The following is a 26,297-nucleotide window of genomic DNA, read 5'->3' as shown; positions in this document are numbered from 1 at the left end:
GGCTGTATCACCCACACGCTGGCGGGAGGCCGGCCCGGGTTGTTTGTTGATCTTGATTCCCATGAAAATCCGTACCCTTCGTGCGCGCCCTGTGGCGTCGTTGCGCCTGTCCGCACCGCGCCTGGCCATGCTGTCCCTTGTTGCGGGCAGCGCCTGCACCGCCTTGGCCCAGACTGCCCCGGCCTCCGGTGAGCTGCTGGCGCAGAACCTGCGCGCGCCCTCGTTGTCTGAAACCGTGGTGGCCGCCACGCGCACGCCGCAGCCACTGTCCGACCTGGTGGCCGACTTCTCCATCGTGGACCGCGAAACCATTGAAAGCAGTGGTGCCACCGGCCTGGCCGACCTGCTGGCCCGCCTGCCCGGTGTCGAGTTCTCGCGCAATGGCGGCCCGGGCAGCACTACCGGCGTCTTCTTGCGTGGCGCCGAGTCGCGCTTCACCGCGGTGTACATCGATGGGGTACGCATCGACTCCCAGTCCACCGGCGGCGCACCCTGGGAGAGCATTCCCCTGGGCCTCATCGACCGCATTGAAGTGCTGCGTGGCCCGGCGGGTGCCGTTTATGGTTCGGATGCCCTGGGTGGTGTGGTGCAGATCTTCACCAAGCGCGGCGAAAACAGCACGGCGCCGTACGTGGGCGTAGGTGTGGGCAGCCACAACACCACCAGGCTAGAGGCGGGGATCAGCGGTGCCGGCGGCACGCTGGACTACGCCCTGGGGTTGGCGCGTGAAGACAGCAAGGGCTTCAACGCGCGCCCTGTCGCCGGGCAGAACCCGGACCGCGACGGCTACCGCTCCACAGCGGGCCACGCGCGGGTAGGCCTGCAGGTGAACGCAGTGCATCGCCTCGAAGGCACCCTCATGCTGAATGACACCAACAGCGGCTACGACAGCGGCCTGGGCAAGGACGACCGCAACCTGCACACCCTGCACGCGCTGGGCCTCAACTGGACGGCCCAGTGGAACAGCGCCTACAAAACGCGACTTTCGATCACCGACTCGCGCGACGAATACGAAACCCGCCCTTCGCGGTATCTGAGCGACACGCGCTTGCGTGGCTACTTCTTCCAGAACGAATGGCGCCAGGGCGCGCACCTCGTCACGGCCGCGCTGGAGCGCCGCGAAGACCGCCTGGAAAACACGCCCATTGACGCCAAGCGCTCGCAAGACGCGCTGGCGCTGGGCTACGGCTACAACGCGGCAGGCCACACGGTGCAGCTCAACCTGCGCCATGATTCCGACAGCGAATTCGGTGGCAAGAGCACCGGCAGCGTGGCCTACGGCTATGCCATCACCCCGCAGTGGCGCGCCACCGCGTCGGTGGGCACGGCCTTCCGTGCGCCCACGCTGTACCACCGCTTCAGCGAATACGGTGTGGCCACGCTGCGCCCCGAAAGCAGCCGCAATGCCGAAGTGGCGCTGCGCTATGCCCAGGGCAACAGCACCTTCTCGGCCACGCTGTTTCGCAACCGGGTGACCAACCTGATTTCGTTCTCGGGCCCTGGCAGCTGCCTGTCGGAATTTGGCTGCTACGCCAACACCGCCCGCGCCGAATACAGGGGCGTGACGTTGGCGGGTTCGCACCGCGTGGGCAATGTGCAGCTTCACGGCTCCATTGACCTGCAGCGCCCGCGCGACCTTGCCACGGGCAAGCAGCTGGCCCGCCGCGCCAGGCAGCACGCCACCTTTGGCGCCGACACCCGCCTGGCGGGCTGGACGGTGGGTGCCGAGGTGCAGGCTTCGGGCCGCCGATTTGACACCGTGGCCAACACCAACGTGCTGGGGGGGTATGCGCTCGTAAACCTGTACGCCAGTACCCGCATCGCACGCGACACCACGCTGCTGGCCCGCGTCGACAACCTGGCCGACAAGGACTACCAGCTGGCCCGCACCTACGCTACCGCAGGCCGCACGGTTTATTTGGGCGTCAAGTGGGCTCCGCAGTGACCCTGGCGTCAACCGCTTCCGCCCGCTGCCCGGCGCTGCTGATTGCAGCGCCGGCCTCCGGGCAGGGCAAGACCACCGTTACCGCCGCCCTGGCGCGTTTGCATGCGCGCCAGGGGCGACGGGTGCGGGTGTTCAAGTGCGGGCCGGATTTTCTGGACCCGCACTGGCACCAGCTCGCCAGCGGTGCGCCGGTGCACCAGCTCGATTTGTGGATGAACGGCGAGGCCGACTGCGCGCAGCGCCTGCACGATGCTGCACGCGAGTCGGACCTGATCCTCATCGAGGGTGTGATGGGCCTGTTTGATGGCAACCCCAGCGCGGCCGACCTGGCCCGGCACTTTGGCGTGCCGGTGCTGGCGGTGGTCGATGCCTCGGCCATGGCCGGCACCTTTGGCGCGCTGGCCTATGGCCTGCGCCACTACCGTCCGGGTCTGCCCTGGGCGGGTGTGCTGGCCAACCGTGTGGGCAGCGCGCGCCATGCCGACATGCTGCGGGACGGCCTGCACGATGCCGACGACTGGATGGGCGCGCTGATGCGGGTGCAGCCAACCCACGCGCCTGCAGCTTCCAAGTCCGGTGCGGCACTGCTGCCTGAACGCCACCTGGGCCTGGTGGCTGCGCACGAGCTGGACGACAGCCTGCAGCGGCTGGACGCTGCGGCTGACGCGCTGGCCACCACGCCGCTGGGCCAGATGACGCTGGGGGACCTGCAGCGCTGGGCCGTGGACTTTCCGGCGCCTGCATCCCAGGTTGCCGTGCCTGCTTTGCTCGCGGGCCGCACCGTGGCCGTGGGGCGTGACGCGGCGTTCTGTTTTACCTACGCCGCCAATGTGCAATGCCTGGAACAGATGGGCGCCCGCGTGGCGTTCTTCTCGCCCCTGCAAGACACGGCGTTGCCGGACTGCGATGCCGTGTGGCTGCCCGGCGGTTACCCCGAGCTGCACGCCGCGCAGATCGCGGCCAACACCGGGATGCAAGCCAGCCTGCGTGCCCATGTGGCCGCAGGCAAACCCCTGTGGGCCGAGTGCGGCGGCATGATGGCGCTGTTCGATTCCATCACGCTGGCCGATGGCAGCACGGCTCCGCTGTGGGGCCTGCTGCCCGGCCGCGTGACCATGCAAAAGCGACTGGCGGCCCTCGGCCCGCAGCACCTGACGGTGGCAGGGCACACGCTGCGCGGCCATACGTTTCACTATTCGACCAGCGACAGCAGCGCCCCCGTGGTGGCCCGCACGGCGCGCCCGAACGAGGCGGTTGCGCCCGATGCGGGCGAGGCGCTGTACCGGCAGGGCAGCATCCACGGCAGCTATTTCCACGCCTGGTTCCCATCCAGCCCCGAGGCGGTGGCGCATCTGCTGGGAGGCGCTTCCGTATGACGATCACCACCGAACTCATCCTGGGCGGCCAGAAAAGCGGCAAGTCCCGCCGCGCCGAACTGCTGGCGCGCGACTGGCTGGCCCAGTCTGCCGACCACCGCGCCGTGCTGATCGCCACCGGGCAGGCCTGGGACGACGAGATGCGCGAGCGCATCGCCCGCCACCAGCGTGACCGCGCCGAGCGCGTGCCCGGCCTGGAGACGGTGGAAGAGCCGCGCGACGTGGCGGCAGCCCTCGTGCGCTTCAGCACGCCGCAGACGCTGGTGGTGATGGACTGCCTCACGCTCTGGCTCACCCACTGGACCATGCCCGTGGGTGTGGAATCCATGAGTATTGAACAAAAACAGGCGCTAGCGCTTGACTGGAAAGCGCAATCAGCTATGTTTTTAGGAGCAATTCGGAAATCCCCCGGCCCCGTTGTTCTGGTGGGCAATGAAATTGGCCTGGGGGTCATCCCGATGGGGCGTGAGGTGCGCGCCTTTGTGGATGCGCTGGGCATACTCAACCAGCAGGTGGCGCAGGTGTGCCCCCGCGTTACGCTCATGGCCGCAGGCCTGCCTCTTACCTTGAAAGAACCCCGGTGATGAAACCCACCCCCGTGCGCCGCATCCTCTGGGTGATCGCCATCCTCATCGCGCTGGGCCTGCTCATGGCCGGGCTGGCCCAGGCGCAGCCGGTGCAGATCAAGGACGACAAGGGCCGCGAGATCTCGTTGCCGCGCCCGCCGCAGCGCATCGTGAGCCTGTTGCCGTCGTTGACCGAAAGCGTGTGCGAGCTGGAGCAATGTCACCGGTTGGTGGGTGTGGACCGCTATTCCAACTGGCCGGAGGCGGTGATTGGCAAGTTGCCCAAGGTGGGCGGCGGGCTGGACCCGAGCATCGAGGCCGTTGTGGCACTCAAGCCTGACGTTGTGCTCATGTCCGTCAGCTCGCGCGCCAGCGACCGGCTGGAGGCGCTCGGCCTCACGGTGGTGCAGCTGGAGCCGAAGACGCATGCCGACGTGCGCCGCGTGCTGGGCACCGTGAGCGACCTGCTGGGCGTGCCCCGCGCGCAAGGCTCCGACCGCCTCTGGCGCGTGATCGACGCGGGCGTGTTGGCAGCGGCGCAATCGCTGCCGCCCAAGGCAAAGAACGCGCGCGTGTATTTTGAAGTGAGCCGTGGGCCTTATGCGGCAGGCGAGGCCTCGTTCATTGGCGAATCGCTCACCCGGCTGGGCGTGCGCAACGTGGTGCCCGCGTCGCTGGGCCCGTTTCCGCGCCTGAACCCCGAGTTCGTCGTGCGCGCCAACCCCGACATCATCATGATCGGCAACCGCAGCATGCAGGCTATGGTGCCGTACCCCGGCTGGGCCACCATGCGCGCAATCCGCGAGAACCGGCTGTGCGTGTTTGGTTCTGGCGACTCCGATGTGGTGGTGCGCCCTGGGCCGCGCATGGCCGAAGCCGCGCGCATCATGGCACGCTGCTTGGTGGAAAAGGCCCCATGACCGGCGCTTCCATCGGTGTGCCTACCAGTTCCGCCACCCGCCGCGCCGCGTGGTGCGCTGCCTGGTTGCTGCTGGCCAGCGTCTTGCTGGCCCTGTGTGGCGCCAGCGTGGGCAGCACGGGTTTTGACAGCGTGCTGCGCATGCACGGCGACCCCGTGGCTTGGCAGATCGTGTGGGACATCCGCCTGCCGCGCACGTTGGGCGCGTGGCTGGCGGGGGCGCTGCTGGGCCTGTCGGGCGCGGTGGCGCAGGGGTTGTTTCGCAACCCGCTGGCCGATCCGTACCTGCTGGGCAGCGCCTCGGGCGCCGCGCTGGGTGGTGCCGTGGCGATGGCGCTGTTCGGCGTGTCGCCGGTGGCGGCGCAGTGGATGGCCCGCATCGGCATCACGGGCATGGCATTTCTGGGGGCGGCGGGGGCGGTGGTGCTCACGCTGATCCTCGCGCGCGGGGTGCAGCACACGCTGCGCCTGCTGCTCGCGGGCGTGATTGTGGGCGTGGTGCTGGGGGCCGTGCGTGACCTTGTGGAGCTGGCCTCGCCCGACATCCTTCAGGCCATGCAAGCCTTCACGCTGGGCAGCACCGCCTTTGTGGGCTGGATGGCCTGCGTGCTGATGGCAGCCGTGTGGGCCCTGTGCTCGCTGGTGGCCTGGATGCTTGCGCGCGCGCTCGATGGCCTCACGCTAGGCGAGGCCACGGCCGCCAGCCTGGGCCTGCCGCTCATGCCCATGCGCGTGGGGCTGGTGGCCGCCATGGCGCTGGCCACGGGCACGGCGGTGGCGCAGACCGGGCTCATCGCCTTTGTGGGGCTGGCCGCGCCGCACCTGGTGCGCTCCATCGTCCGCGTGACGCACGAGCGGCACATCGTGCTCTCCAGCCTGATGGGCGCGGTGCTGCTCATGGCGGCCGACATCCTCGCGCGCTGGGTGCTCGCGCCGCAGGAGCTACCCGTGGGTGTGCTCACGGCGGCCCTGGGCGGCACCTACCTGCTGTGGCTCATGCACCGGCGCACATCGCAAGGCGGTGCGCTATGAATTCAATAGCTATCAAGGCAAGCCAGATAGGCGCAAGCATCGGAAACCGCTTGATATTGCAGGGCATTGACCTGCAACTGCCCGCCGGGCGCTGGACCAGCATCGTCGGCCCCAACGGTGCGGGCAAGTCCACCTTGCTCAAGGTGCTGGCGGGCCTGCTGCCGCGCGCAGCCGTGCAGGGCGAGGTGCAATTGCTGGGCCGCCCGCTGGCGCAGATCCCGGCTCGCGAACGCGCCCGCCAGCTCGCCTGGCTGGGGCAGAACGAAGGCTCGGCCGACGACCTCACGAGCTACGACGTGGCCATGCTGGGCCGTCTGCCGCACCAGCCCTGGCTGGCCCCGCCAAGTGCTGCCGACCATGCCGCCGTCGAGCAGGCGCTGCGCACCACCCAGGCTTGGGACTGGCGCCACCGCCCGCTGTCGCAGCTGTCGGGCGGCGAGCGCCAGCGCGTGCTGCTGGCCCGCGCCCTCGCCGTGCAGGCGCGAGTGCTGCTGATGGACGAACCCCTGGCCAACCTCGACCCGCCGCACCAGACCGACTGGCTGCACACCATGCGCGCGCTGGTCGATGCGGGCGGCACGGTGGTCAGCGTGCTGCACGAGGTGTCGCTCGCGCTGCAGGCCGACGACATGGTGGTGATGGCACAGGGCCGCGTGCTGCACCAGGGCGCCTGCGATGCACCCGCCACGCACGCGGCGCTGGAGAGCGTGTTTGATCACCGCATCCACGTGCGGCATCTGGATGGCATGTGGATGGCGCTGCCATCGATGCAGCGCAAGCACAGCCAATGAAACAACACATGGATTGAGGGAGTGGAAGCATGAACATCGAATCGGGTTTTTCGCAGGTCGCGCAGTCGTTGCTGTGGCCGGTGCTGGTGCTGGTGGGGCTGGCGTTTGTCTACGCGTTGTGGTCGGGCGGCGCCACGCTCATGGAGGCGTGGCAGCGCTGGCGCCAGCCGCAGTACCGTTCGCTGCGCGTGGCTCCGGGTTTGTCGATGGAAGAGCTGGAACTGCAACTAGTGCGCCAGGTGGAGCCCGTGCGCCTGCTCAGCCGTCTGTCGCCCATGCTGGGGCTGATCGCCACGATGATCCCGCTGGGCCCTGCGCTGCAGAGCGTGGCGGCGGGCAACGGCCAGCAGGCCCTCGCCGTTTTCAGCGGCGCCTTTGCGGGCGTGGTGCTGGCGCTAGCGGCTGCGTCGGTGGGCCTGGTGGTGTACTCGGTGCGCCGCCGCTGGCTGCTGGCCGAGCTGCTGGTGGTGCGCAAGGAGCGCGGGGTGGCGCAATGACCTTGAAGCACCTAAGCGTCCTCGCCGAGGACGATGACGATCCGATGCTGTCGGCCGTGAACCTGGTGGACGTGTTCCTGGTGCTGGTGGTGGCACTGCTCACGGCCGTGGCCGTGCAAAGCCAGACGAGTGCCAATGAAAGCGTGAGCATCATCCGTAATGCGGGCCAGCCCGACATGGAAGTGGTCGTGCGCGAGCAGGGCAAGGAAGTGCGCTTCAAGGGCGCTGGCAGCGCAGCGCAAGGGCAGGGCGTGCGTGCGGGCGTGGCCTACAAGCTGGAAGACGGCAATATCGTCTACATCCCTGAAACGGGCGCTGCTCCAGCTGGAGCTTCGGCCGGTGGCGCGGGTGGCTCCGCCACGCCGGCACCCGCCAAGCCATGAAGACACTGATCTTGCGCGCGGCACTGTGGTGCCTGCTGCTGGCTGCGCCGCTGGTGCATGCCGTCCAGGCTGAGAAAGCCTTGGCAGCGGGCGGCGCCGATAAAACAGCGCCGGTGCTGCTCTGGCTCACGTCCGACATCACCACCACCCCGCGCACGGCCATGGTGCTGCGCCTGGCCTCCGACGCGGGCCTGGGCTTTGTGCACATCGACTACCCGCTGGCCGGCCCGGCGGTACTGGACGCGGCCCAGGCCCAGAAGCTGGAGCGCGCTCTGGCGGGCGCCGCCATGGTGTGGGTGGATGCTCCGCACGCCAGCGTGGAGGCGCGCCTGCGCCGCATGGTGGGCGCTCAGCTCGATGCCCGTGCCGCAAGCGCCCCGGGCCGCGTGGTCTGGGTGCCTGCGGGCACACCGGCTGTTGACCTGTCTGCGCTGGAGGCTCCCGCCCGCATGGTGGCTTACCTGCAGGCGGGCGGCCCGCGCAATCTGAAGAACGCCATCGCCCTAGCGCGGGCCACCGTGGCGGGTGCTGCCATGTCCGCCTTGCCCGCGCCCGACATCCTGCCCCCTCGGGGCATCTACCACCCCGATGCGCCCCGCCTGCTGCCCAACGCCGCCGCGCTGGAGGCCTGGCGCCAGGGTGAGCCGGCACTGCGGAGCCTGCCGGTCGTGGCCGTGCTGGTGCACCGCCACCATTTTGTCGATGGCAGCACCGAATGGCTCGATGCCTGGCTGCGCACCTTCCGCCAGCAAGGCCTGTTCGCCTATGCGGCCTTTGGCCAGCAGGTCACGGCGCAGACGCTGGCCGAGGTGCTGGAGCTGCCCCCCGAAAGCGGCACCGGCCCGGGCCGCCTGCATGCCTCGGTCCTGGTGCTGCACCAGCTTGTGCCCCAGGCCGCTGCGCTGCAGCCGCTGCTGGCCCGCTGGGGCGTGCCGCTGTTGGGCACGCAGCCTTACCGGGCAGGCGATGCGGCAGCGTGGGAAGCCAGCGACACGGGCCTGTCGCTGTCCGATGTGCCGTTCTACCTAGCGCAGCCTGAGGCGGCAGGCGCCATCGACCCGGTCCTGGTCGCTGCCCACGGCGCCGAGGGGCAAGACTTCCGCCTCATCGAGCGCCAGGCCCAGGCCGTGGCCGCGAAGGCGCGGCGCCTGATCGCGCTGCAGACCAAACCCGCCGCCGACAAGCGCCTGGTGGCCATGGTCTACAACTACCCGCCGGGTGGCACCAACTTCGGCGCCTCGTTCCTCAACGTGCCGCGCAGCCTAGAGCAGGTTTCGGGCGGCCTGGCCCAGGCGGGCTACCGCACACAGCAGGTGCCCGAGCAGGGCTGGATCGATGGGCTCAAGCCGCTGCTCGCCGCGTATTACCCCGGCGCCGATGTGCGCGCGCTGCTGCAAAACGACCAGGCCGCCGCGCTGCCGCTGGCGCGTTATGAGCAGCACCTGGCCACGCTGCCAAAGGCCGTGCGCGAGCGCATGAACGCGCACTGGGGCACGCCCGAAAAGAGCCGTTACGTGGTCGAGTGGCAGGGCGAAAAAGTGTTCGCCATCCCGCGTCTGCAGGTGGGCAAGCTCTCGGTATTGCCCCAGCCCCCGCGCGAAGAAACGCTGCGCCTGGGCCAGAACCCGTTCATGCACAAGTCCAAGGCGCCGTTGTCGCACCACTACCTGTCCGTGTACCTGTGGGCGCAGTTGGAGGCCGACGCGCTCATCCACTTCGGCACCCACGGCACGCAGGAATGGGCGGGCGGCAAGGCGCGCGCGCTGGATGTGCACGACGACGCGCTGCTGCCCCTGGGCGACCTGCCCGTGGTCTATCCCTACATCGTGGACAACCTGGGCGAGGCCCTCACCGCCAAGCGCCGGGGCCGCGCCGTGCTGGTGAGCCACCGCACGCCGGTGTTTGCCCCGGCGGGCTTCGAGGCGCGCATGGCCCACATGCACGAGGTGATGCACGAATGGGAAACCGTGGACGAAGGCCCCACGCGCCGCGCGCTCGAAAAGCAGCTGGTGGCGCAGTTTGTGGAGCACCAGCTGCACCGCGACCTGGGCTGGAGCGCCGAGCGCATCGCGGCCGACTTCCACGGCTTTCTTGAAATCCTGCACCCCTACCTGGACCAGCTCGCGCAAAGCTCGCAGCCCAAGGGCCTGGCCGTGTTCGGCCGCGTGCCCGCGCCCGAGCAGCGGCGCGAGACCATCCTGCAGGCGCTGCGCAAGCCGCTGATCGAGGCGCTGGGCGAAGACATCGACGAAGCCTTCCTGATCAAGCACGACGCGGTGCTGGCTGCACGCCCCGCGCGCTGGCTGGAAGTGGCGCTGACCGATGCGCAGGCCGCCAGCGTGCTGGACCTGCGCCCCGTGCCGCCTGACGCGTCGCCAGCACAAGACGGCTTGGTGCGCGCCGAAGACCATGTGCCCAACCGCGCCGCGCGCAAACCCATCGACACGCCCGCGCTGCTGCAGCTTGCGCAACGCGCGCAGGAGCTGGAGCGCTTGCTGGCCACCGAAGGCGAAATGCCCGGCCTGCTCGCGGGGCTGGAGGGCCGCTTCCTGCCCGCAGCCTACGGCGGCGACCCCATCCGCAACCCCGACAGCCTGCCCACAGGCCGCAACCTCACGGGGCTGGACCCGAGCCGCCTGCCCACGCGCCAGGCCTATGCCGTGGCGCAGACCTTGTTCAACGACTGGTTCAAGGACTACCAGGCGCGCCATGGTGGCCGGGCGCCAGAGCGTATGGCGCTGTCGCTGTGGGCGGGCGAAACGCTGCGCCACCAGGGCATCATGGAAGCGCAGGCGCTTGTGGCGCTGGGCATGCGCCCGGTGTGGGACGACTCGGGCCGCCCGGTGCGCGTGGAGACCATTGCCGCCGATGAGCTCAAGCGCCCGCGCGTCGATGTGCTCATGAGCATCACCGGCTCCTACCGCGACCAGTTCCCCGCGCTGATGGGCTTGCTGGACCGTGCGGTGGCCCAGGCCGCCACGGCCGAGCCCGGCAATGTGATCGCGCGCACCACCGCGCAGATCGGCCAGGAGCTGCGCAAGCAGGGCGTGCCCCGCGCGCAGGCCGAGCAACTGGCGCGCGTGCGCTCGTTCGGCAATGCGGTGGGCGACTATGGCACCGGCCTGTCCGACGCGGTGCAAAGCGACGGCCTGCAAACCAACGATGCGCGCTTGGGCCAGATGTTCCTCGAGCGGATGAGCCAGCCTTATCTGGAGGGCGAGCCGGTGACGGGGGTTGCGGGCGGCACGGCGGCGAAGGCGCTGGGAGCGCACCTGCGCCGCACCGACGCAGCCATCCTGTCGCGCAGCTCGAACCTGTACGCTATGGTCAGCTCGGACGACCCGTTCCAGTACCTGGGTGGCCTGTCGGCCGCAGCCCGTGTGGCCGGCCGGCCGCAGGGGCTGGAGCTGCATGTGGCCCAGCTGCGGGATGTGAGTGAGCCCACCACCGAAACTGCACAGCGCGCCATTGCGCTGGAGATGCAGTCGCGCTACCTGCACCCGGGTTGGCTCCAGGCGCAGAAGGCCGAGGGCTATTCGGGCACGCTGCAGGTGCTCAAGGCCGTGCAGTTCGCCTGGGGCTGGCAGGCCGTGGCGCCCGACACGGTGCGCAGCGACCATTGGCAAAGCTTCTACGACGTGCTGGTGCGCGACAAGCACCAGCTGGGCCTGCCCGAGTGGCTGAAAGAACATCCACAGGCCTACGCCCAGTCGCTGGAGCGCCTGGTGCAGGCGCAGCGCCAGGGCTATTGGCAGGCCGATGCCGACACGCAAAAACAACTGGCACAGATGTACCAGGAACTGACGCGTGCCGCGCCGCTGGCGGCCGAACTGCCCAGCGTGCGCCGCTGGGTGGAGCGAGCGGCACGTGGTGAGGCCGTAGAGCTGACCCCAGCTGCTGGCATGGCCATTGCTGCGCCGCAGTCGCCAGCCCTGGCAGTGCCACAGCCCGCGCCCCCCGCCGCTGACCTGCCCGCGCCGCCCGCCCAGGCAGAAGCACCACCTTCCGCGCCCGCCGTGCCTACCATGGGCGTGTTGCTGGAGCGGCAGCCCGAGCCAGCCCCTTCTGACAGCGCCACCGAGCCCAGCCCCGTGGAGCGCATGGCGGGCATCGTGGCCCTGCTGGTCATGGCCCTGGTGGCGATGGCGGGCGCCGCGTGGCAGGCGCGCCGTCCGTCCTCGCTGTCTTCCCCTTTGCAACCGGCCGGCGTGTGATGCCCGGCCTCTCTGAAAGAATCGACACCATGCAGATCGAAACCCCGCCCACCGAAAAACGCTACGAAAAGCCCGAGGGCGAACGCCGGGGCATCGTCATCGTCAACACCGGCGATGGCAAGGGCAAAAGCACGGCCGCCTTTGGCCTGGCGCTGCGCGCGCACGGCCGGGGCAAGGCCGTGAAGATTTTCCAGTTCATGAAGGTGCCCACCGCACGCTTTGGCGAGCACCGCATGTTCGAGCAGATTGGCCTGCCCATCGAGGGGCTGGGCGACGGCTTCAGCTGGAAGAGCAAGGACCTGGAGCACTCTGCCCAGCTCGCGCGCGACGGCTGGGAGAAGGCGCGCGCCGCCATCCTGTCGGGCGAGCACTTTCTGGTGGTGCTCGACGAGATCACCTACCCGCTGATTTACGGCTGGCTGCCGCTGGACGGCGTGCTGCAGACCCTGCGCGAGCGGCCCAAGGACGTGCATGTGTGCCTCACCGGCCGCCGCTGCCCGCCCGAGATCATCGAACTGGCCGACACCGTGACCGAAATGCAGATGGTCAAGCACGCGTTCAAGGCGGGCATTCCCGCGCAGCGCGGTATTGAGGACTAAAGGGGCGCGCGCATGGCCGACAATGCGGCCTGACTGTGTTGCCCGCTTTGTGAAGGTGCGGCGAACACGCCCGGTATCGACCTGGCGCATTGTCGACACCCACTACCGGTCGGGCTGAGCCTGTCGAAGCCTGGGCGCCGCTCGTGCAAAGCCCCCGACCCTTCTTCAAACTTCGCATGGATCTGGACTACACCACGCTGCACCAAATGCGCCGCCAGCACCCCGCCTGGCGGCTGCTGGTGGCCGAGCATGCGCCGTTGGTGGCCAGTTTTCTGCACCGCGTTTTCATTGCGCCGAATGTGCGCTCCATGGCGCAGGCCAACCTGGTGGAGGCGCTGAACGACACGCTTTACGATCTGCGTGAACGCCTGGGCGAGCAGGCCTTCCCCCGGTCGGCGCTGGACTATCTGAACGACTGGGCCGCGCACGACAAGGGCTGGCTGCGCAAGTTCTACCCCCCGGGCACGGACGAGCCGCAGTTCGACCTCACCCCCGCCACCGAGCGGGCCTTGACCTGGCTGGCCAGCCTGACAGAGCGCAGCTTTGTGGGCACCGAATCGCGCCTGCTCACGCTGTTTGCGCTGCTGCAGCAAATGAGCGAAGGCACCGACACCAACCCCGAGACCCGCATCGCTGAACTGCACAAGCGCCGCGATGCCATCGACGCGGAAATCGCCCAGGTGCTGGGCGGACACATGCCGCTGCTGGACGACACCGCGCTCAAAGACCGGTTCCAGCAGTTCACCAGCCTGGCGCGCGAGCTGCTGGGCGATTTTCGGGAGGTGGAGCACAACTTTCGCCAGCTCGACCGCAAGGTGCGCGAACGCATCGCACTGTGGGATGGTGGCCCCACGCAGGGCCGGGGTGCGCTGCTGCGCGAAATCCTGGGCGAGCGCGACGCCATTGCCGAATCCGACCAGGGCAAGAGCTTTCGGGCGTTCTGGGAATTCCTCATGTCGCAGGCGCGGCAAGAGCAACTGAGCGCGCTGCTCGACCACGTGCTGGCCCTCGACCCGGTGGCGCAACTGGCCCCCGATGCACGGCTGCGCCGCGTGCACTACGACTGGCTGGAGGCGGGCGAACACGCCCAGCGCACGGTGGCCCAGTTGTCGCAGCAGTTGCGCCGGTTTCTGGACGACCAGGCCTGGCTGGAGAACCGCCGCATCATGGAGCTGCTTCACGGCATCGAAGCGCGGGCCGTGGCGCTGCGCGATGCACCCCCGCCCGGCGAGGTGTTCGGCGTGGACGCCCTGCACCCCGCCGTGCAGTTACCCCTGGAGCGCCCGCTGTTTCGCCCTGCGGCCGCCGTAGCGCTGAACGATGCTCCCGTGCAGGTAGGCGACGCTGGGGTGGACGCTGCGGCGCTCTTTACCCAGGTGCGGGTGGACAAGGCCGCGCTGGCTGCCCATGTGCGGCAAGCGCTGCAAACGCGGGCCCAGGTCAGCCTGGGTGAGTTGCTGCACATGCGTCCGCTGCAGCAGGGGCTGGGCGAGCTGGTGGCCTACCTGCAACTGGCCAGCGTGGCCGCGCAGGCCGTGGTGGATGAAGCTGTGCAAGAGACGGTGCACTGGACCGCATCCGACGGCGTGCAACGCAGCGCCACGCTGCCGCGTGTGATCTTTGTGAGGACTTGAGCATGAGCGACGACCTGAACGACGCAGCGCCCATCGATGCAATCGCCAACCCCTTACCGCAGTGGGATCTGTCTGCCGTGGTCATCCCGTTGCTGCGTGGCGTGGTCTACCGCGACGAAGACGCTGCGCTGTGGGACGCCCTGCAGGCGCTGCGTGCACGGGCGGCAGACTACGTGGCGGTGCTGGCGCTGGACCTGGTGGTGGACGAGGCCGAAGGCTATGCCTTTGTGCGCTCGCGCGTGCAAGAGGAGGACGAGGCGGCCGCCAAGTTGCCGCGCCTGGTGCGCCGCCAGCCCCTGAGTTTTCACGTCAGCCTGCTGCTGGCCCTGCTGCGCAAGAAGCTGGCGGAGCTGGATGCCACCGGCGGCGAAGCCCGGCTGATTCTGGCGCGCGACGAGGTGGTGGAGATGGTGCGCATCTTCATGCCCGCCAGCACCAACGATGCGCGGCTGATCGACCAGATCGAAACGCACCTGAACAAAGTGATTGAGCTGGGCTTTGTGCGCCGCCTCAAGGCCACCCATGCGGGCCAGGCACCGGTGTACGAGGTGCGCCGCATCCTGAAGGCCTTTGTCGATGCCCAGTGGCTGGCCGATTTTGACGAGCGCCTGCAGGCCTACCAGCAGCACTTGAGCACCTCGCAGACGGAGGCAGACGATGCACAGCAGTGACGAGGGCGACCTGTTTGCGGGCGACCCGGCGGCCCCCGCGGCCCCGCTTGCCCCTGCCGGGCCGAGCGGGGCCCAGGAGCGGGCGGCGGCTCCCACAGTTGCGGCGCTCTCGGGTTTTCGGCTCATGCGGCTGGAGGTGTTCAACTGGGGCACGTTTGACAAACGTGTGTGGTCGTTGGCGCTGGACGGCCGCAACGGGCTGCTGACGGGCGATATTGGTTCGGGCAAGTCCACGCTGGTCGATGCCGTCACAACGCTCTTGGTGCCAGCGCACCGCATTGCCTACAACAAGGCCGCCGGGGCCGATGCGCGTGAGCGCTCCTTGCGCTCTTATGTGCTGGGGCATTTCAAGTCCGAGCGCAACGAAACCAGCGGTAGCGCTAAGCCCGTGGCCCTGCGCGATGCGGGCAGCTATTCGGTCATCCTGGGGGTGTTTCACAACGCGGGGTTTGACCAGACGGTGACGCTGGCGCAGGTGTTCTGGCTCAAGGAGGCCCAGGGGCAGCCCGAACGCCTGTACGCCGTGGCCGACAAGGCCTTGTCGATTACCGACGACTTTGCCCAGTTTGGCAGCGCCATCACCGGGCTGCGCACACGGCTGCGCAAAGGCGGTGTGGCCTTGTTTGACAGCTTTGCGCAATATGGCGCGCATTTTCGGCGCCGGTTTGGCAACCTCGGCGAGCAGGCGCTGGAGCTGTTTCACCAGACGGTGTCGATGAAGTCGGTGGGCAACCTCACTGAGTTTGTGCGCCACCACATGCTGGAGCCCTTTGACGTGGCGCCGCGCATCCAGAGCCTGATGGCCCACTTTGACGACCTGAGCCGCGCCCATGCGGCGGTGCTCAAGGCGCAGCACCAGGTGGCGCTGCTGACCCCCCTGGTGGCCGACTGCGACCGCCATGCCCAGGTGCAGGCCCACATCGACACCCAGCGCGCCAGCCGCGATGCGCTGCGCGCGCACTTTGCCGGGCTTAAGCTGGCGCTGCTGGATGAGCGCATTGCGCAGCTCACCGATGCCCTGGCCAGCGACCACACCAAGGTGCAGGTGCTGGAGACCGACAAAGCCCGCCAGCAAACGCAAGAGCGCGAACTGCGCGCGGCCATTGCCCAAAGCGGTGGCGACCGCATTGCCCAGCTGGAAGAAGCCATGGCCCGCAGCCAGGCCGAAAGCACGCGCCGCAAAGCCCATGCCGCGCGCTACGACGCGCTGCGCCAGCCGCTGGGCCTGCTGCAGGTGGGCAACGCGCAAGAGCTGCTGACCCAGCAGCAGGCCTGCCAAAGCATGCGTGAGGTGGAAGGGGCTCGCAGCAACGAGCTGCGCAACGAAGAGGTGGAGCAGGGCGCCGCGCTGCACCAGGGGCGGCAGGAGCACGCCGCGCTGGCGGCCGAGATCGACAGCCTGCGCGGGCGCCGCAGCAACATCGATGCGCGGCAGATCGGCATCCGCGCGGCGCTGTGCCAGGCGCTGGGCGTGCCCGAAGACCGCATGCCCTTTGCGGGCGAGCTGATCGAGGTGCGAGACAGCGAACGCGACTGGGAAGGCGCCATCGAGCGGCTGATGCACAACTTTGGCCTGTCTTTGCTGGTGCCCGAAGCGCTTTATGCGCGCGTGGCCGAATGGGTGGACCAGACGGCCCTGCGCGGACGGCTGGTGTACTACAAGGTGCACCCAACGCGGCCTGCAGACGTCCCGGAGCTGCCCGCCGATGCCCTGTTGCGCAAGCTCTCCATCAAACCCGATTCACCCTTTTACGGCTGGCTGGAGCAGGCGCTGTGGCAGCGCTTCAACGTGGTGTGCTGCACCACCCAAGAGCAGTTTCGCCGCGAGCCCCGGGCCATCACCCGCGCCGGGCAAATCAAGGGCGGCGAGCGCCACGAAAAGGACGACCGCCACGCGCTGGCCGACCGCAGCCGCTACGTGCTGGGCTGGAGCAACACCGCCAAGCTGGCGGCCCTGCAGGCCAAGGCCAAAGTGCTGGAGGCCCACCTGGGCCGCGTGGGCGCCCGCATTGCCGAGCTGCAGACGCAGCAGCAGTCGGTGCAAGAGCGCTTGCGCTGGCTCGACAAGCTGGTGGAGTTTCGCGACTATGCGGAGCTGGATTGGCAAACCCCTGCGCGCGAGGTGGCGAGGCTGAACGACGAACTGGCGCAGTTGCGCGCATCCTCCGACCTGCTGCAAACCCTCACCGGGCGTTTGGCTGAGGTGGAAAGAGCACTGGTCCAGCTGGAGGGGCGCCTGGCCGAGCAGCGCGACCGGCGCACCCGCACCGAGGTGAACCTGGCCCACGCTCGCACCCGGCGCAGCGATACAGAAGCGGCCCTTACCGATGAGCCCCCTACAGACCGTGCTGCCGCCGAGCACCTGAACACCCTGTTGTCCGAGGTGCTGGGCGGCCAGCCGCTCACGCTGCCCCACTGCGACGCCCGCGAGCGCGAGCTGCGCGAGGCGCTGCAAAAGTCCATCGACGCCGAAGGGCGGCGCAGCCAGCAACTGGTGGAAAAAATCATCGCCGCCATGCGCGCATTCAACACCGCCTATGCGCTGGAGACGCAGGAAATCGACGTGGCGGTGGCTTCGGCCAGTGAATACCGCAAGTTGCTGGAGCAACTGCACGCCGACGACCTGCCGCGTTTTGAGGCCGACTTCAAACGCCTGCTCAATGAGAACACCATCAACGAGGTGGCGCATTTCAACTCGCAGCTCAACCGCGAGCGCGAAACCATCCAGGAACGCATTGCGCTCATCAACCAGTCGCTCACCCAGATCGACTACAACCCCGAGCGCTTCATCGTGCTGGAGGCTCAGGCCACGGGCGACGTGGAGGTGCGTGAGTTTCGCGCCGAGCTTACGGCCTGCCTGTCGGGGGCGATGTCGGGCACCCTGCCCGGTGACGGGGCGGGGCAGGGCAGCCAGTACTCAGAGGCCAAGTTCCTGCAGGTCAAGGCCATCATCGAGCGCCTGCGCGGCCGCCCGGGCCTGGCCGAGCCTGACCGCCGCTGGGCCGCCAAGGTGACCGATGTGCGCAACTGGTACGTGTTTTCGGCCAGCGAGCGCTGGCGTGCCGATGGGCGCGAACACGAGCACTACAGCGACTCGGGCGGCAAGTCGGGCGGGCAAAAGGAAAAGCTGGCCTACACCATCCTGGCCGCCAGCCTGGCCTACCAGTTTGGCCTGGCCTGGGGCGAGACGCGTTCGCGCAGCTTTCGCTTTGTGGTCATCGACGAGGCGTTTGGCAGGGGCTCGGACGAATCGGCGCAATATGGCCTGCAGCTGTTCCAGCGGCTCAATCTACAACTGCTCATCGTCACGCCGCTGCAAAAAATTCACATCATCGAGCCCTTTGTGTCCAGCGTAGGCTTTGTGCACAACGCAGAGGGGCGCGACTCGCAACTGCGCACCCTGAGCATTGAGGAGTACCAGGCCGAGAAAGAGCGGCTGGAGGGCCTCACGCAGCAAATCCACATCCACCCGGAGCCCGGCCATGGCCTGGACTAGCCCGGACGACCTGCGCGCGCAGGTGCAAAAGCGCTGGGACCGGGGCGAGCTGCTGGCCGCGCTGGTAGCTGGCCATGCAGCGGTGGACACGCCGTCGCTGGTCTTCCCCTGCCGACTGCGCGTGGTGGCGCCCAGCTCCAGCGAGCTGGCCCAGCGCTTTGCCGAGGCCCGCGCTTGGGCCAGCAGCCTGCGGGCAGGCGCAGGCCACTACCGGCTGGAAGAACGCGAACTGCGTCACCGCGAGGTAGGCCAGCACAGCCTGCCCGACGTTGCCTGGGTAGACAGCCTGGACGCAGCCCTGGCCCTGATCGGCAAAACCGCCGACGCCCGCCGCTTTGCCGCGCTGGTGGCCACCACTGCCGGGCAGCAGCCCTTGCTGTTGCCCTGGTTGGCGCGCCGCCCTCTGCAGGCCCTGGCGCTGGCTGCGGCCTGGCCTCGGCTGCTGGCCGTGGTGGCATGGTTGCAGGCCCACCCCCGGCCCGGCATCTACCTGCGCCAGATGGACCTGCCCGGCGTGGACACCAAGTTCACCGAAGCGCACCGGGGCGTGCTGACCGAGCTGCTGGACCTGGTCCTGCCGCCCCAGGCCGTGGACGCTGCGGCCACGGGCGTGGGCCAGTTTGCACGCCGCTATGGTTTTGCCGACAAGCCGCTGCGCATTCGGCTGCGCTGGCTGGGGGCGGCTGCGCTCGCGCCGTGGGGGGCGGGCATCACAGATATCACCATCACACAAGGCGCTTTCGAGTCTTTGAACCCGCGCGTGCGCCGGGTGTTCATTACCGAAAACGAAGTCAATTTTTTGGCCCTGCCACCGGTTGCCGACAGCCTGGTGGTGTTTGGCGCGGGCTACGGTTTTGAGGTGCTGGCGGGCGCGGCCTGGCTGCGGCACTGTGCAGTGCACTACTGGGGTGACATCGACACGCACGGCTTTGCCATCCTGGACCAACTGCGCGCCACGCTGCCGCAGGCCCAGTCGCTGTTGATGGACCGCGCCACCTTGCTGGCCCATGCCGACCACTGGGGGCACGAACCCCAGCCCTTGACTCGCGAGTTGCCACGGCTGCACCCTCATGAATCCGCGCTTTACGACGACCTGCGCTATGGCCGGGTGCGGGCAGAGCCCCCCCTGCGGCTGGAGCAAGAACGCATCGGGTTTGGCTGGGTTGAGCAGGCCCTGTCCGTGCTGCAGCCGACCGGGGAATCTGAATGAACATGCCGTTGCACGATCTGTGGCCCGCAATGTTGCCCGGCATGTGGGCCGCAGGTTGGCTCGCGTTTCTCTTGGCGGTGCCCCTGGCTTTGGCGGTGGATTACTTGCTGGGCGAGCCCCCCGCCGCGTGGCACCCGGTGGTGTGGATGGGCAAGGCGCTGCAGTGGTGGGGCGACCGCCTGGCGCCCGCAGTGCCTGTGGCCCGAGATTTCAAGGTTTTTTGGCGCTCGGCGCTTGTCTGGTATGCGCTGGCAGCTATTGTTTTGATAGTTGCCTGGGGGATTCAGCACCTCGTGCTGATGCTCCATGCGTTCCTTGCCATGGCATTGCTGGCGCTCCTGCTCAAACCCCTGCTGGCCTGGCGCATGTTGCACGACGAGGTGCTGGCGGTGGACGTGGCGCTGGGTCAGTCGCTGCCCGCCGGGCGCGCGCAGCTGGCCCGGCTGGTGAGCCGGGACGTGAGCGCACTCACCGCCGGACAGGTGCGCGAATCGGCCATCGAGTCGCTGGCCGAGAACCTGAATGATTCCGTGGTAGCGCCGCTCTTTTGGTTTGCGCTGCTGGGCCTGCCGGGCGCTGCGCTGTACCGCTTTGCCAATACGGCCGATGCCATGTGGGGCTACCCCGGCATGCGCGGCGGGCGCTACTGGCAATGGGCGGGCAAGTGGGCGGCGCGGGCGGACGACGTGCTGTCGTGGGTGCCAGCCCGCATCACCGCCCTGTTGCTGGCGGTGGTCGCCAGGGGCCTGCCGTTTTCCACGCTGGCCCGCCAGGCGCGCAAGACGCCATCCCCCAACAGCGGCTGGCCCATGGCGGCCATGGCGCTGGCGTTGAACGTGCGCCTGGCCAAGCCCGGTGTGTACACGCTGCACAGCAAGGGCCGCCGGGCGGGGCCTCTGGATACGCGGCGTGCCGCGCGCCTGGGCACGCAGGTGGTGCTGGCGATGGTGCCCGTGGTGGCGGGCCTGCAGCTACTGGTGCTGGTGGGGGTTGCCTGGGCGCACGCATGACCTCCCCAAGATGTTTCTCCACGTCCGTGCCATTGCACGGTGGGCCGGATGCTGCGGGCGTTCCGGTGTTTGATTTCTCGACCAACAGCAACGCCTGCGGGCCATGCCCTGAGGCGCTGCACGCCGTGCAGGCGGCCGACGCCACGCGCTACCCCGACCCGGCCTACACGGCGCTGCGCGAGGCCCTGGGCGCCTTCCATGGCGTGGCGCCGGGGCGTATCGTGCTGGCGGCCAGTGCCAGCGAGTTCATCCACCGCATCACCGCGCTGGCCGCACAGCAGGGCGCTGTGCAGGTCGCCGTGCCGCAATACAGCTATGGCGACTACGCGCAGGCCGCACAGGTGCGGGGGCTGGAGGTGCTGCGGGGCGGCGGCGCCGCAGCAGGCCTGCAATGGGCGTGCGAGCCGTCGAGCCCTTTGGGGCTGGAAGACCCCGCGCTGGGTGCTTGGCGGCCGGGCGATGCTGCTGCTGCCAGGCGTGTGCTCGACTGCGCGTATGTCCCCCTGCGGTTGGACCCCGAGGGCGCATGGACGGGCGCACCGCAGCCGTACCTGCCATCGGCCAGCTGGCAACTCTGGACCCCCAACAAGGCCCTGGGGCTGACGGGCGTACGTGCCGCCTATGCGATTGCACCGCCAGACGGTGAAGAGCAGGCGCTGGGGCTGACGGCCTTGGCCCCTTCTTGGCCCGTGGGCGCCCACGGTGTGGCACTGCTGCAGGCGTGGACGCAAGCCACCGTGCAGCAGTGGCTGGTGCGCAGCCTGCGCACTCTGGGCGCCTGGAAGGCGCGCCAGCAGGCCCTGTGCACCGACCTGGGCTGGGCCTTGCACGCCGGCAGCCTGGCCAACTATTTTTGCGCGCAGCCCGTCTCAGTCAAGCTGCAAAGCGACCTGGCCGCGCTGCGCGCCAGCGGCATCAAGCTGCGCGATGCAACATCGTTCGGCCTGCCCGGCACCGTGCGGCTGGGGGTGCTGGCGCCTGCTGCTCAAGATGCGCTGCAGGCCGCATGGCAGGCGCTGCCGGGCCGTACCATCCCGCACAGAGTTTCAAACGGTTCAGGGGAGACCTCGTGAGAACCATCACCGTCAATCGCTACGTCACGCCGCTGCGTGAAGGTGGCTCCATGCCCGCCATCGTTGAGGGCGACGACCTGGGCACCTACGTGCTCAAGTTCCGTGGCGCAGGGCAGGGCGTGCGCGCACTGCTGGCCGAGATGATCGCGGGCGGTATCGCCCGTGCGCTGGGCCTACCCGTGCCCGAGATCGTGCTGGCCCAGCTCGACCCCGCGCTGGCGCAGACCGAGCCCGACCCCGAGATCCAGGACCTGGTGCGCGCCAGCGGCGGCCTGAACGTGGGGCTGGACTACCTGTCGGGCGCGCTCAATTTCGACCCGGCGGTGGATGTGGTGTCCGATGATTTTGCCACACGCCTCGTGTGGTTCGATGCCTTGGTGGGCAATGTGGACCGCACCGCGCGCAACACCAATCTGCTCATGTGGCACCGCCAGCCCTGGCTCATCGACCATGGTGCGGCGCTGACCTTTCACCACGCCTGGAACGGCACGGTGGCCCTGCCCGCCAAGCCCTTTGCGCCCATTGCCGACCATGTGCTGCTGGCCCGGGCCACGCTGCTCGCGCAGGTGGATGCCGAGCTGGCCGCGCGCCTCACGCCCGAGGTGGTGACCGGCATTTTGGCCGAGGTGCCCGACGAGTTTTTGGTGCTGGCCGGTGCCGACCACGAAGAAGGCCTGCTGACCGCAGCCGCTACCCACCGCCGAGCCTATGTGGACTACTTCTGCGCGCGCATTGCCGGGCGCACCACCTGGGTGAATGCGCTGAAGGAGGCCGTCGATGCACGCGCCTGAGGTGTACGACTACGCCATCGTGCGCGTGGTACCGCGCGTGGAGCGCGAAGAGTTCATCAACGCCGGCGTGATCCTGTCGTGCCAGCGCACCGGCTTTCTCCAGGCTGCCATCGCGCTCGATGAAGCGCGCCTGCTGACCATGGACCCGCACGCCGACATCGACACCGTGCGCCGCCATCTGGCCGCCATCGTGGCCATCTGTGCGGGCGACGAAGGCTGTGGCCCCATCGCCCGCCTGCCGTACCGCCAGCGTTTTCACTGGCTCACCGCCAAACGCAGCGCCATCATCCAGACCTCGCCCGTGCACACGGGCCGCTGCTCCGATGCGGCCGCAGCACTTGAACACATCATGGACCGCATGGTCCGCCCATTGCCTTGACTGAAAACTCTGCTCCCCAATTGGCCCGTTGCGTGATGGTGCTGGGCACCACCAGCGGTGCGGGCAAAAGCTGGCTCACCACCGCGCTATGCCGCTACTACAGCAACCTGGGCCTCAAGGTCGCGCCGTTCAAGGCGCAGAACATGAGCAACAACGCACGTGTGGTGCCTGGCCCTGCGGGTGTGATGGGCGAAATCGGCAGCGCCCAGTATTTCCAGGCGCTTGCCGCGCGCGCCGAGCCTGAGGTGCGCATGAACCCGCTGCTGCTCAAGCCCGAGGCCGACACGCACAGCCAGGTCGTGCTGATGGGGCAGGTGAGTGCCGAGCTGACGGCCATGCCCTGGCGCGGCCGCAGCGAAAAGGTGTGGCCGCAGATCGCTGCAGCGCTGGATGCACTGCGTGCCGAGAACGACGTGGTGGTGATCGAGGGCGCAGGTTCGCCAGCAGAGATCAACCTGCACGCGAGTGACATCGTCAACATGCGCGTGGCCCGCCATGCCGATGCACGCTGCCTGCTGGTGACCGACATCGACCGGGGCGGCGCGTTTGCCCACCTGTACGGCACCTGGGCGCTGCTGCCCGAGGACGAGCGTGCGCTGATCCATGGCTTTGTGCTCAACAAGTTTCGCGGCGACGCCAGCCTGCTGGCCCCTGCGCCGCAGTTGCTGCAAGACCTGACCGGCGTGCCCACGGTGGCCACCATACCGATGCAGTGGCGCCACGGTCTGCCCGAAGAAGATGGTGTATTCGATGACCGCACGTTGTCAGCGGGCGCCGTGCACACCACGGTGGCCGTGGTGGCCTACCCGCGCATCAGCAATCTCGACGAGTTCCAGCCGCTCAAGAACGTGCCCGGCGTGCGTCTGCTGTGGGCGCGCAGTCCGGCAGACCTGGGCGGGCTGAAGCCCTCCGACTGGGTGGTGCTGCCCGGCTCCAAGTCCACCGCCGCCGACCTGGCCTGGCTGCGCGCACAGGGTCTGGATCAGGCCATAGCGCAGCACGCGGGGCAGGGCGGCACGGTGCTGGGCGTGTGCGGCGGCCTGCAGATGCTGGGCGAGGCGCTGATCGACACCGCCGGCATCGACGGCAATGCGCCGGGCCTGGGCCTGCTGCCCCTGGTCACCACGTTCGAAGTCGCCAAGACCGTGCAGCGCACGCAGGCGCAGTTGGGTGCAGTGCAGGGCGCGTGGGCGGCATTGGCGGGTGTGCCCGTCACCGGCTACGAAATCCACCACGGCCAGACAGCCCAGCACCCGGCCATGGCTGCCAAGGGCGATGTGGCGCGCGAGGTCATCCCCGGCATCGCCTGGCAAAACCCGGCGGGCAATGTGCTGGGCGTGTACCTGCACGGTTTGCTGGAAGACGCTGCTGTTTTGAAAGCCCTTTTTGGTGCCCATGCGCCCACACTGGAGGCTGTGTTTGATGGGCTGGCCGATGGCGTTGCCCGGCGCTTCGAACCCGGTGTGCTGGACGCCCTTGTCGCGCAAGCTGACGCCGAGTAAGCCCCGCGATGGCACTCCCCTGGGGGCATGGCGCATGAAACTCATATAAAAATAGCCTCTAGCGCTTATCCATCAAGCGCCAGCAGCTATCAAAAAAGAAGCAATTGCGCACCCCACGTTGACGTCGACACATCTGCTGCCATCATCAACACCAGGGTGATCGGTAGCCCAACAGCCCGCAGGGTCATCGTCACCCGGGTTGTCGATTCGGGCGCGCTCAACCGCCGTTGGTAACGGGCGCGGGTGGGGCTCTCCCCCACTCGGCGGGCCTCAGAGAAGCCCAGGTCGTATGCCCGCGACCGGCCATGCGCGCGTTCGCCACAAGCGGGAAAACCCCGGCGTAAAACTGAGAACGGACTCCAGAAATCCGGGCCGGGCTTGGCTAACATCCGCCAGTTCCGAACGACCGTTCGATTTTTCAACCCTTCTGCGAAGCATTCCATGACCGAATTGCCTCTAAGGCCCTGGCACCCGTCGTACCAGCAGGTGGGCATTGCCCCGGAACTGGAGTCGATGCCCTACCGCAACCTGGCCGAACTGACCCACGAATGCTGCAAGAAGTGGCAGGCGCAAAGCAAGGTGAAGGCCGCCTTCAGTTGCGTGGTGCCCAACGGCATGAATGGCCGTCTGAGCTTTGAGCAGGTGGACGAACTTTCCGATGCGTTTGCTGGTTACCTGCGTGCCGTGGCGGGCCTGAAGGCGGGCGACCGCGTAGCGGTGCAAATGCCCAACAGCCTGGGCTACCCGGTGGCAGCCCTGGGTGTGTTCAAGGCCGGCTGTGTGCTGGTGAACACCAACCCGCTCTACACCGAGACAGAAATGATCCACCAGTTCAACAACGCCGGCGCCAAGGTGCTTGTGATGGTGGACATGTTTGCCGACAAGCTGCCCGCCGTGCTGGCCAAGACGGGTGTCGAGAAAGTGGTGCTGGCGGCGATTTCGGAGTTCTTCCCCACCGTGCCGGGCGCGGTGGTGCGCGGGGTGCAACGCTACTGGAACCGGGTGCTGCCGCAGGTTTCGGTGCCCCATGTGCGGCTGAAGGATGCATTGACCCAGGGGCGCGCCACGCTGGCCAAGACGCCCGCCCGCACCTACTGGGAAACCGTGGGCCGCCATGACCTGGCGCTGCTGCAGTACACCGGTGGAACCACCGGCGTGAGCAAGGGCGCGATGCTGACGCACGACAATTTGCTGAACAACATCCAGCAGACCCGCGCCATGGGCCAGACCCACATGGCCATGGGCGAGGAATGCGTGCTGACGGCCCTGCCGCTGTATCACATCTTTGCCTTCACGGCCAATCTGCTGGGCTTTCTGTCGATTGGCGGGCATAACGTGCTGATCCCCAACCCCCGGCCAGTGCAGAACCTGCAGCGCGCCATGGAGAACTTCCCCATCACATGGATGACGGGGGTCAACACCCTGTTCAACGGCCTGCTCAACGAAGAGTGGTTCGTGGCCTATCCGCCCAAGACGCTCAAGGCGTCCATTTCTGGCGGCACTGCGCTGCACACCGTGGTGGCGCAGCGCTGGCGCGAGTTGACCAAGACGCCGATCGCCGAGGGCTATGGCCTGACCGAGACCGCGCCGGTGGTGAGCTTCAACCCGCTGACCGGCACGCCGCGCGACGGCAGCATCGGCATTCCCGCCCCGGGCACCGACGTGCGCCTGGTGGACGACCAGGGGCAGGATGCCGCGCCGGGAGCACCCGGCGAGATCTGGGTGCGTGGCCCGCAGGTCATGAAGGGCTACTGGAACGCCGAAGAAGAAACCGCCAAGGTCATGAACAACGGCTGGTTCGCCACGGGCGATGTGGCCGTGATGGACGAGCACGGCTTCATGCGCATCGTGGACCGCAAGAAGGACATGATTCTGGTGTCGGGCTTCAACGTGTACCCCAACGAGGTGGAAGACGTGATCGCTGACATGGACCATGTGCTGGAGGTCGCCGTGATCGGTGTGCCCGACGCCAAGACGGGCGAAGCGGTGCGTGCTTACGTGGTGCAGAACCCGGACCACGCCAAGGAAGTGATGCCCGCCGACGTGATCGCCCACTGCAAGCAGCACCTGGCGGCCTACAAGGTGCCCAAGCTGGTGGTGGTGCGCGATGAACTGCCCAAGAGCCCCGTCGGCAAGGTGCTGCGCAAGGACCTGCGCAGGGCGGTGGCCGAAGAGCTGAACCGGGGTTGAGCCCCACCCCTCCACCCTG

20 protein-coding genes are annotated in these 26,297 nt (G+C 68.2%); all 20 read left to right on the top strand.

All coding sequences use genetic code 11. The features are described from left to right. The first annotated feature begins 61 nt into the window (after positions 1-61). Positions 62-1,945, top strand: coding sequence for a TonB-dependent receptor domain-containing protein (locus KYG_RS17010; protein WP_008906173.1), 1,884 nt, complete (start codon positions 62-64; stop codon positions 1,943-1,945). Beyond that, positions 1,942-3,321 carry a cobyrinate a,c-diamide synthase gene (locus KYG_RS17005; protein ID WP_008906172.1) on the top strand — a complete coding sequence of 460 codons (1,380 nt, stop codon included), beginning with the start codon at positions 1,942-1,944 and terminating at the stop codon, positions 3,319-3,321. Before KYG_RS17010 ends, KYG_RS17005 begins: the two co-directional genes overlap by 4 nt. Next, positions 3,318-3,905, top strand: a complete 588-nt coding sequence (locus KYG_RS17000) for a bifunctional adenosylcobinamide kinase/adenosylcobinamide-phosphate guanylyltransferase (protein ID WP_008906171.1) — start codon at positions 3,318-3,320, stop codon at positions 3,903-3,905. Before KYG_RS17005 ends, KYG_RS17000 begins: the two co-directional genes overlap by 4 nt. Beyond that, the gene (locus KYG_RS16995; protein WP_008906170.1) at positions 3,905-4,807 is read left to right on the top strand and encodes an ABC transporter substrate-binding protein; all 903 of its coding nucleotides are present in this window, start codon (positions 3,905-3,907) and stop codon (positions 4,805-4,807) included. Before KYG_RS17000 ends, KYG_RS16995 begins: the two co-directional genes overlap by 1 nt. Then, the gene (locus KYG_RS16990) at positions 4,804-5,838 is read left to right on the top strand and encodes an iron ABC transporter permease (RefSeq protein ID WP_008906169.1); all 1,035 of its coding nucleotides are present in this window, start codon (positions 4,804-4,806) and stop codon (positions 5,836-5,838) included. Before KYG_RS16995 ends, KYG_RS16990 begins: the two co-directional genes overlap by 4 nt. After that, a complete protein-coding gene (locus tag KYG_RS16985) occupies positions 5,835-6,629 on the top strand; it encodes an ABC transporter ATP-binding protein (protein ID WP_034695088.1) in 795 nt (264 codons plus the stop codon). Before KYG_RS16990 ends, KYG_RS16985 begins: the two co-directional genes overlap by 4 nt. A 29-nt stretch (positions 6,630-6,658) precedes the next feature. After that, positions 6,659-7,126, top strand: coding sequence for a hypothetical protein (locus KYG_RS16980; protein ID WP_008906167.1), 468 nt, complete (start codon positions 6,659-6,661; stop codon positions 7,124-7,126). Beyond that, positions 7,123-7,509: a DUF2149 domain-containing protein gene (locus tag KYG_RS16975; RefSeq protein WP_008906166.1), complete on the top strand. Its 387-nt coding sequence runs from the start codon at positions 7,123-7,125 to the stop codon at positions 7,507-7,509. The genes KYG_RS16980 and KYG_RS16975 overlap by 4 nt, the downstream gene beginning before the upstream one ends. Continuing rightward, on the top strand, positions 7,506-11,723 hold the full coding sequence (cobN, locus tag KYG_RS16970; protein WP_008906165.1) for a cobaltochelatase subunit CobN: 4,218 nt from the start codon (positions 7,506-7,508) through the stop codon (positions 11,721-11,723). The genes KYG_RS16975 and cobN overlap by 4 nt, the downstream gene beginning before the upstream one ends. A gap of 29 nt (positions 11,724-11,752) precedes the next feature. Further along, complete coding sequence (gene cobO, locus KYG_RS16965; RefSeq protein WP_008906164.1) at positions 11,753-12,322, top strand: cob(I)yrinic acid a,c-diamide adenosyltransferase; 570 nt, start codon at positions 11,753-11,755, stop codon at positions 12,320-12,322. A 176-nt stretch (positions 12,323-12,498) separates the two neighbouring features. Next, positions 12,499-13,956: a DUF3375 domain-containing protein gene (locus tag KYG_RS16960; RefSeq protein ID WP_008906163.1), complete on the top strand. Its 1,458-nt coding sequence runs from the start codon at positions 12,499-12,501 to the stop codon at positions 13,954-13,956. A 2-nt stretch (positions 13,957-13,958) separates the two neighbouring features. Further along, complete coding sequence (locus KYG_RS16955; RefSeq protein WP_008906162.1) at positions 13,959-14,627, top strand: DUF4194 domain-containing protein; 669 nt, start codon at positions 13,959-13,961, stop codon at positions 14,625-14,627. Then, complete coding sequence (locus KYG_RS16950) at positions 14,614-18,123, top strand: ATP-binding protein (RefSeq protein ID WP_008906161.1); 3,510 nt, start codon at positions 14,614-14,616, stop codon at positions 18,121-18,123. Before KYG_RS16955 ends, KYG_RS16950 begins: the two co-directional genes overlap by 14 nt. Further along, positions 18,110-19,333 carry a Wadjet anti-phage system protein JetD domain-containing protein gene (locus tag KYG_RS16945; protein WP_008906160.1) on the top strand — a complete coding sequence of 408 codons (1,224 nt, stop codon included), beginning with the start codon at positions 18,110-18,112 and terminating at the stop codon, positions 19,331-19,333. Before KYG_RS16950 ends, KYG_RS16945 begins: the two co-directional genes overlap by 14 nt. Next, entirely contained in the window at positions 19,330-20,343 is a 1,014-nt protein-coding gene (gene cbiB, locus KYG_RS16940; RefSeq protein WP_008906159.1) for an adenosylcobinamide-phosphate synthase CbiB, read from the top strand. Before KYG_RS16945 ends, cbiB begins: the two co-directional genes overlap by 4 nt. Beyond that, positions 20,340-21,416: an aminotransferase class I/II-fold pyridoxal phosphate-dependent enzyme gene (locus KYG_RS16935; RefSeq protein ID WP_050813886.1), complete on the top strand. Its 1,077-nt coding sequence runs from the start codon at positions 20,340-20,342 to the stop codon at positions 21,414-21,416. Before cbiB ends, KYG_RS16935 begins: the two co-directional genes overlap by 4 nt. After that, entirely contained in the window at positions 21,413-22,207 is a 795-nt protein-coding gene (locus KYG_RS16930; protein WP_008906157.1) for a HipA family kinase, read from the top strand. The genes KYG_RS16935 and KYG_RS16930 overlap by 4 nt, the downstream gene beginning before the upstream one ends. Continuing rightward, positions 22,194-22,586, top strand: coding sequence for a DUF3037 domain-containing protein (locus KYG_RS16925; protein ID WP_008906156.1), 393 nt, complete (start codon positions 22,194-22,196; stop codon positions 22,584-22,586). The genes KYG_RS16930 and KYG_RS16925 overlap by 14 nt, the downstream gene beginning before the upstream one ends. A 35-nt stretch (positions 22,587-22,621) precedes the next feature. Beyond that, positions 22,622-24,088: a cobyric acid synthase gene (locus KYG_RS16920; protein WP_008906155.1), complete on the top strand. Its 1,467-nt coding sequence runs from the start codon at positions 22,622-22,624 to the stop codon at positions 24,086-24,088. 441 nt (positions 24,089-24,529) lie between these two features. Further along, positions 24,530-26,278: an AMP-binding protein gene (locus KYG_RS16915; protein WP_034695082.1), complete on the top strand. Its 1,749-nt coding sequence runs from the start codon at positions 24,530-24,532 to the stop codon at positions 26,276-26,278. Positions 26,279-26,297: the final 19 nt, after the last annotated feature.

The organism is Acidovorax sp. NO-1, assembly GCF_000238595.1.
Taxonomy (GTDB): domain Bacteria; phylum Pseudomonadota; class Gammaproteobacteria; order Burkholderiales; family Burkholderiaceae_C; genus Acidovorax.
Note: the sequence above shows the minus strand (reverse complement) of the source record. Positions and strands in the feature narration are given on the sequence as shown.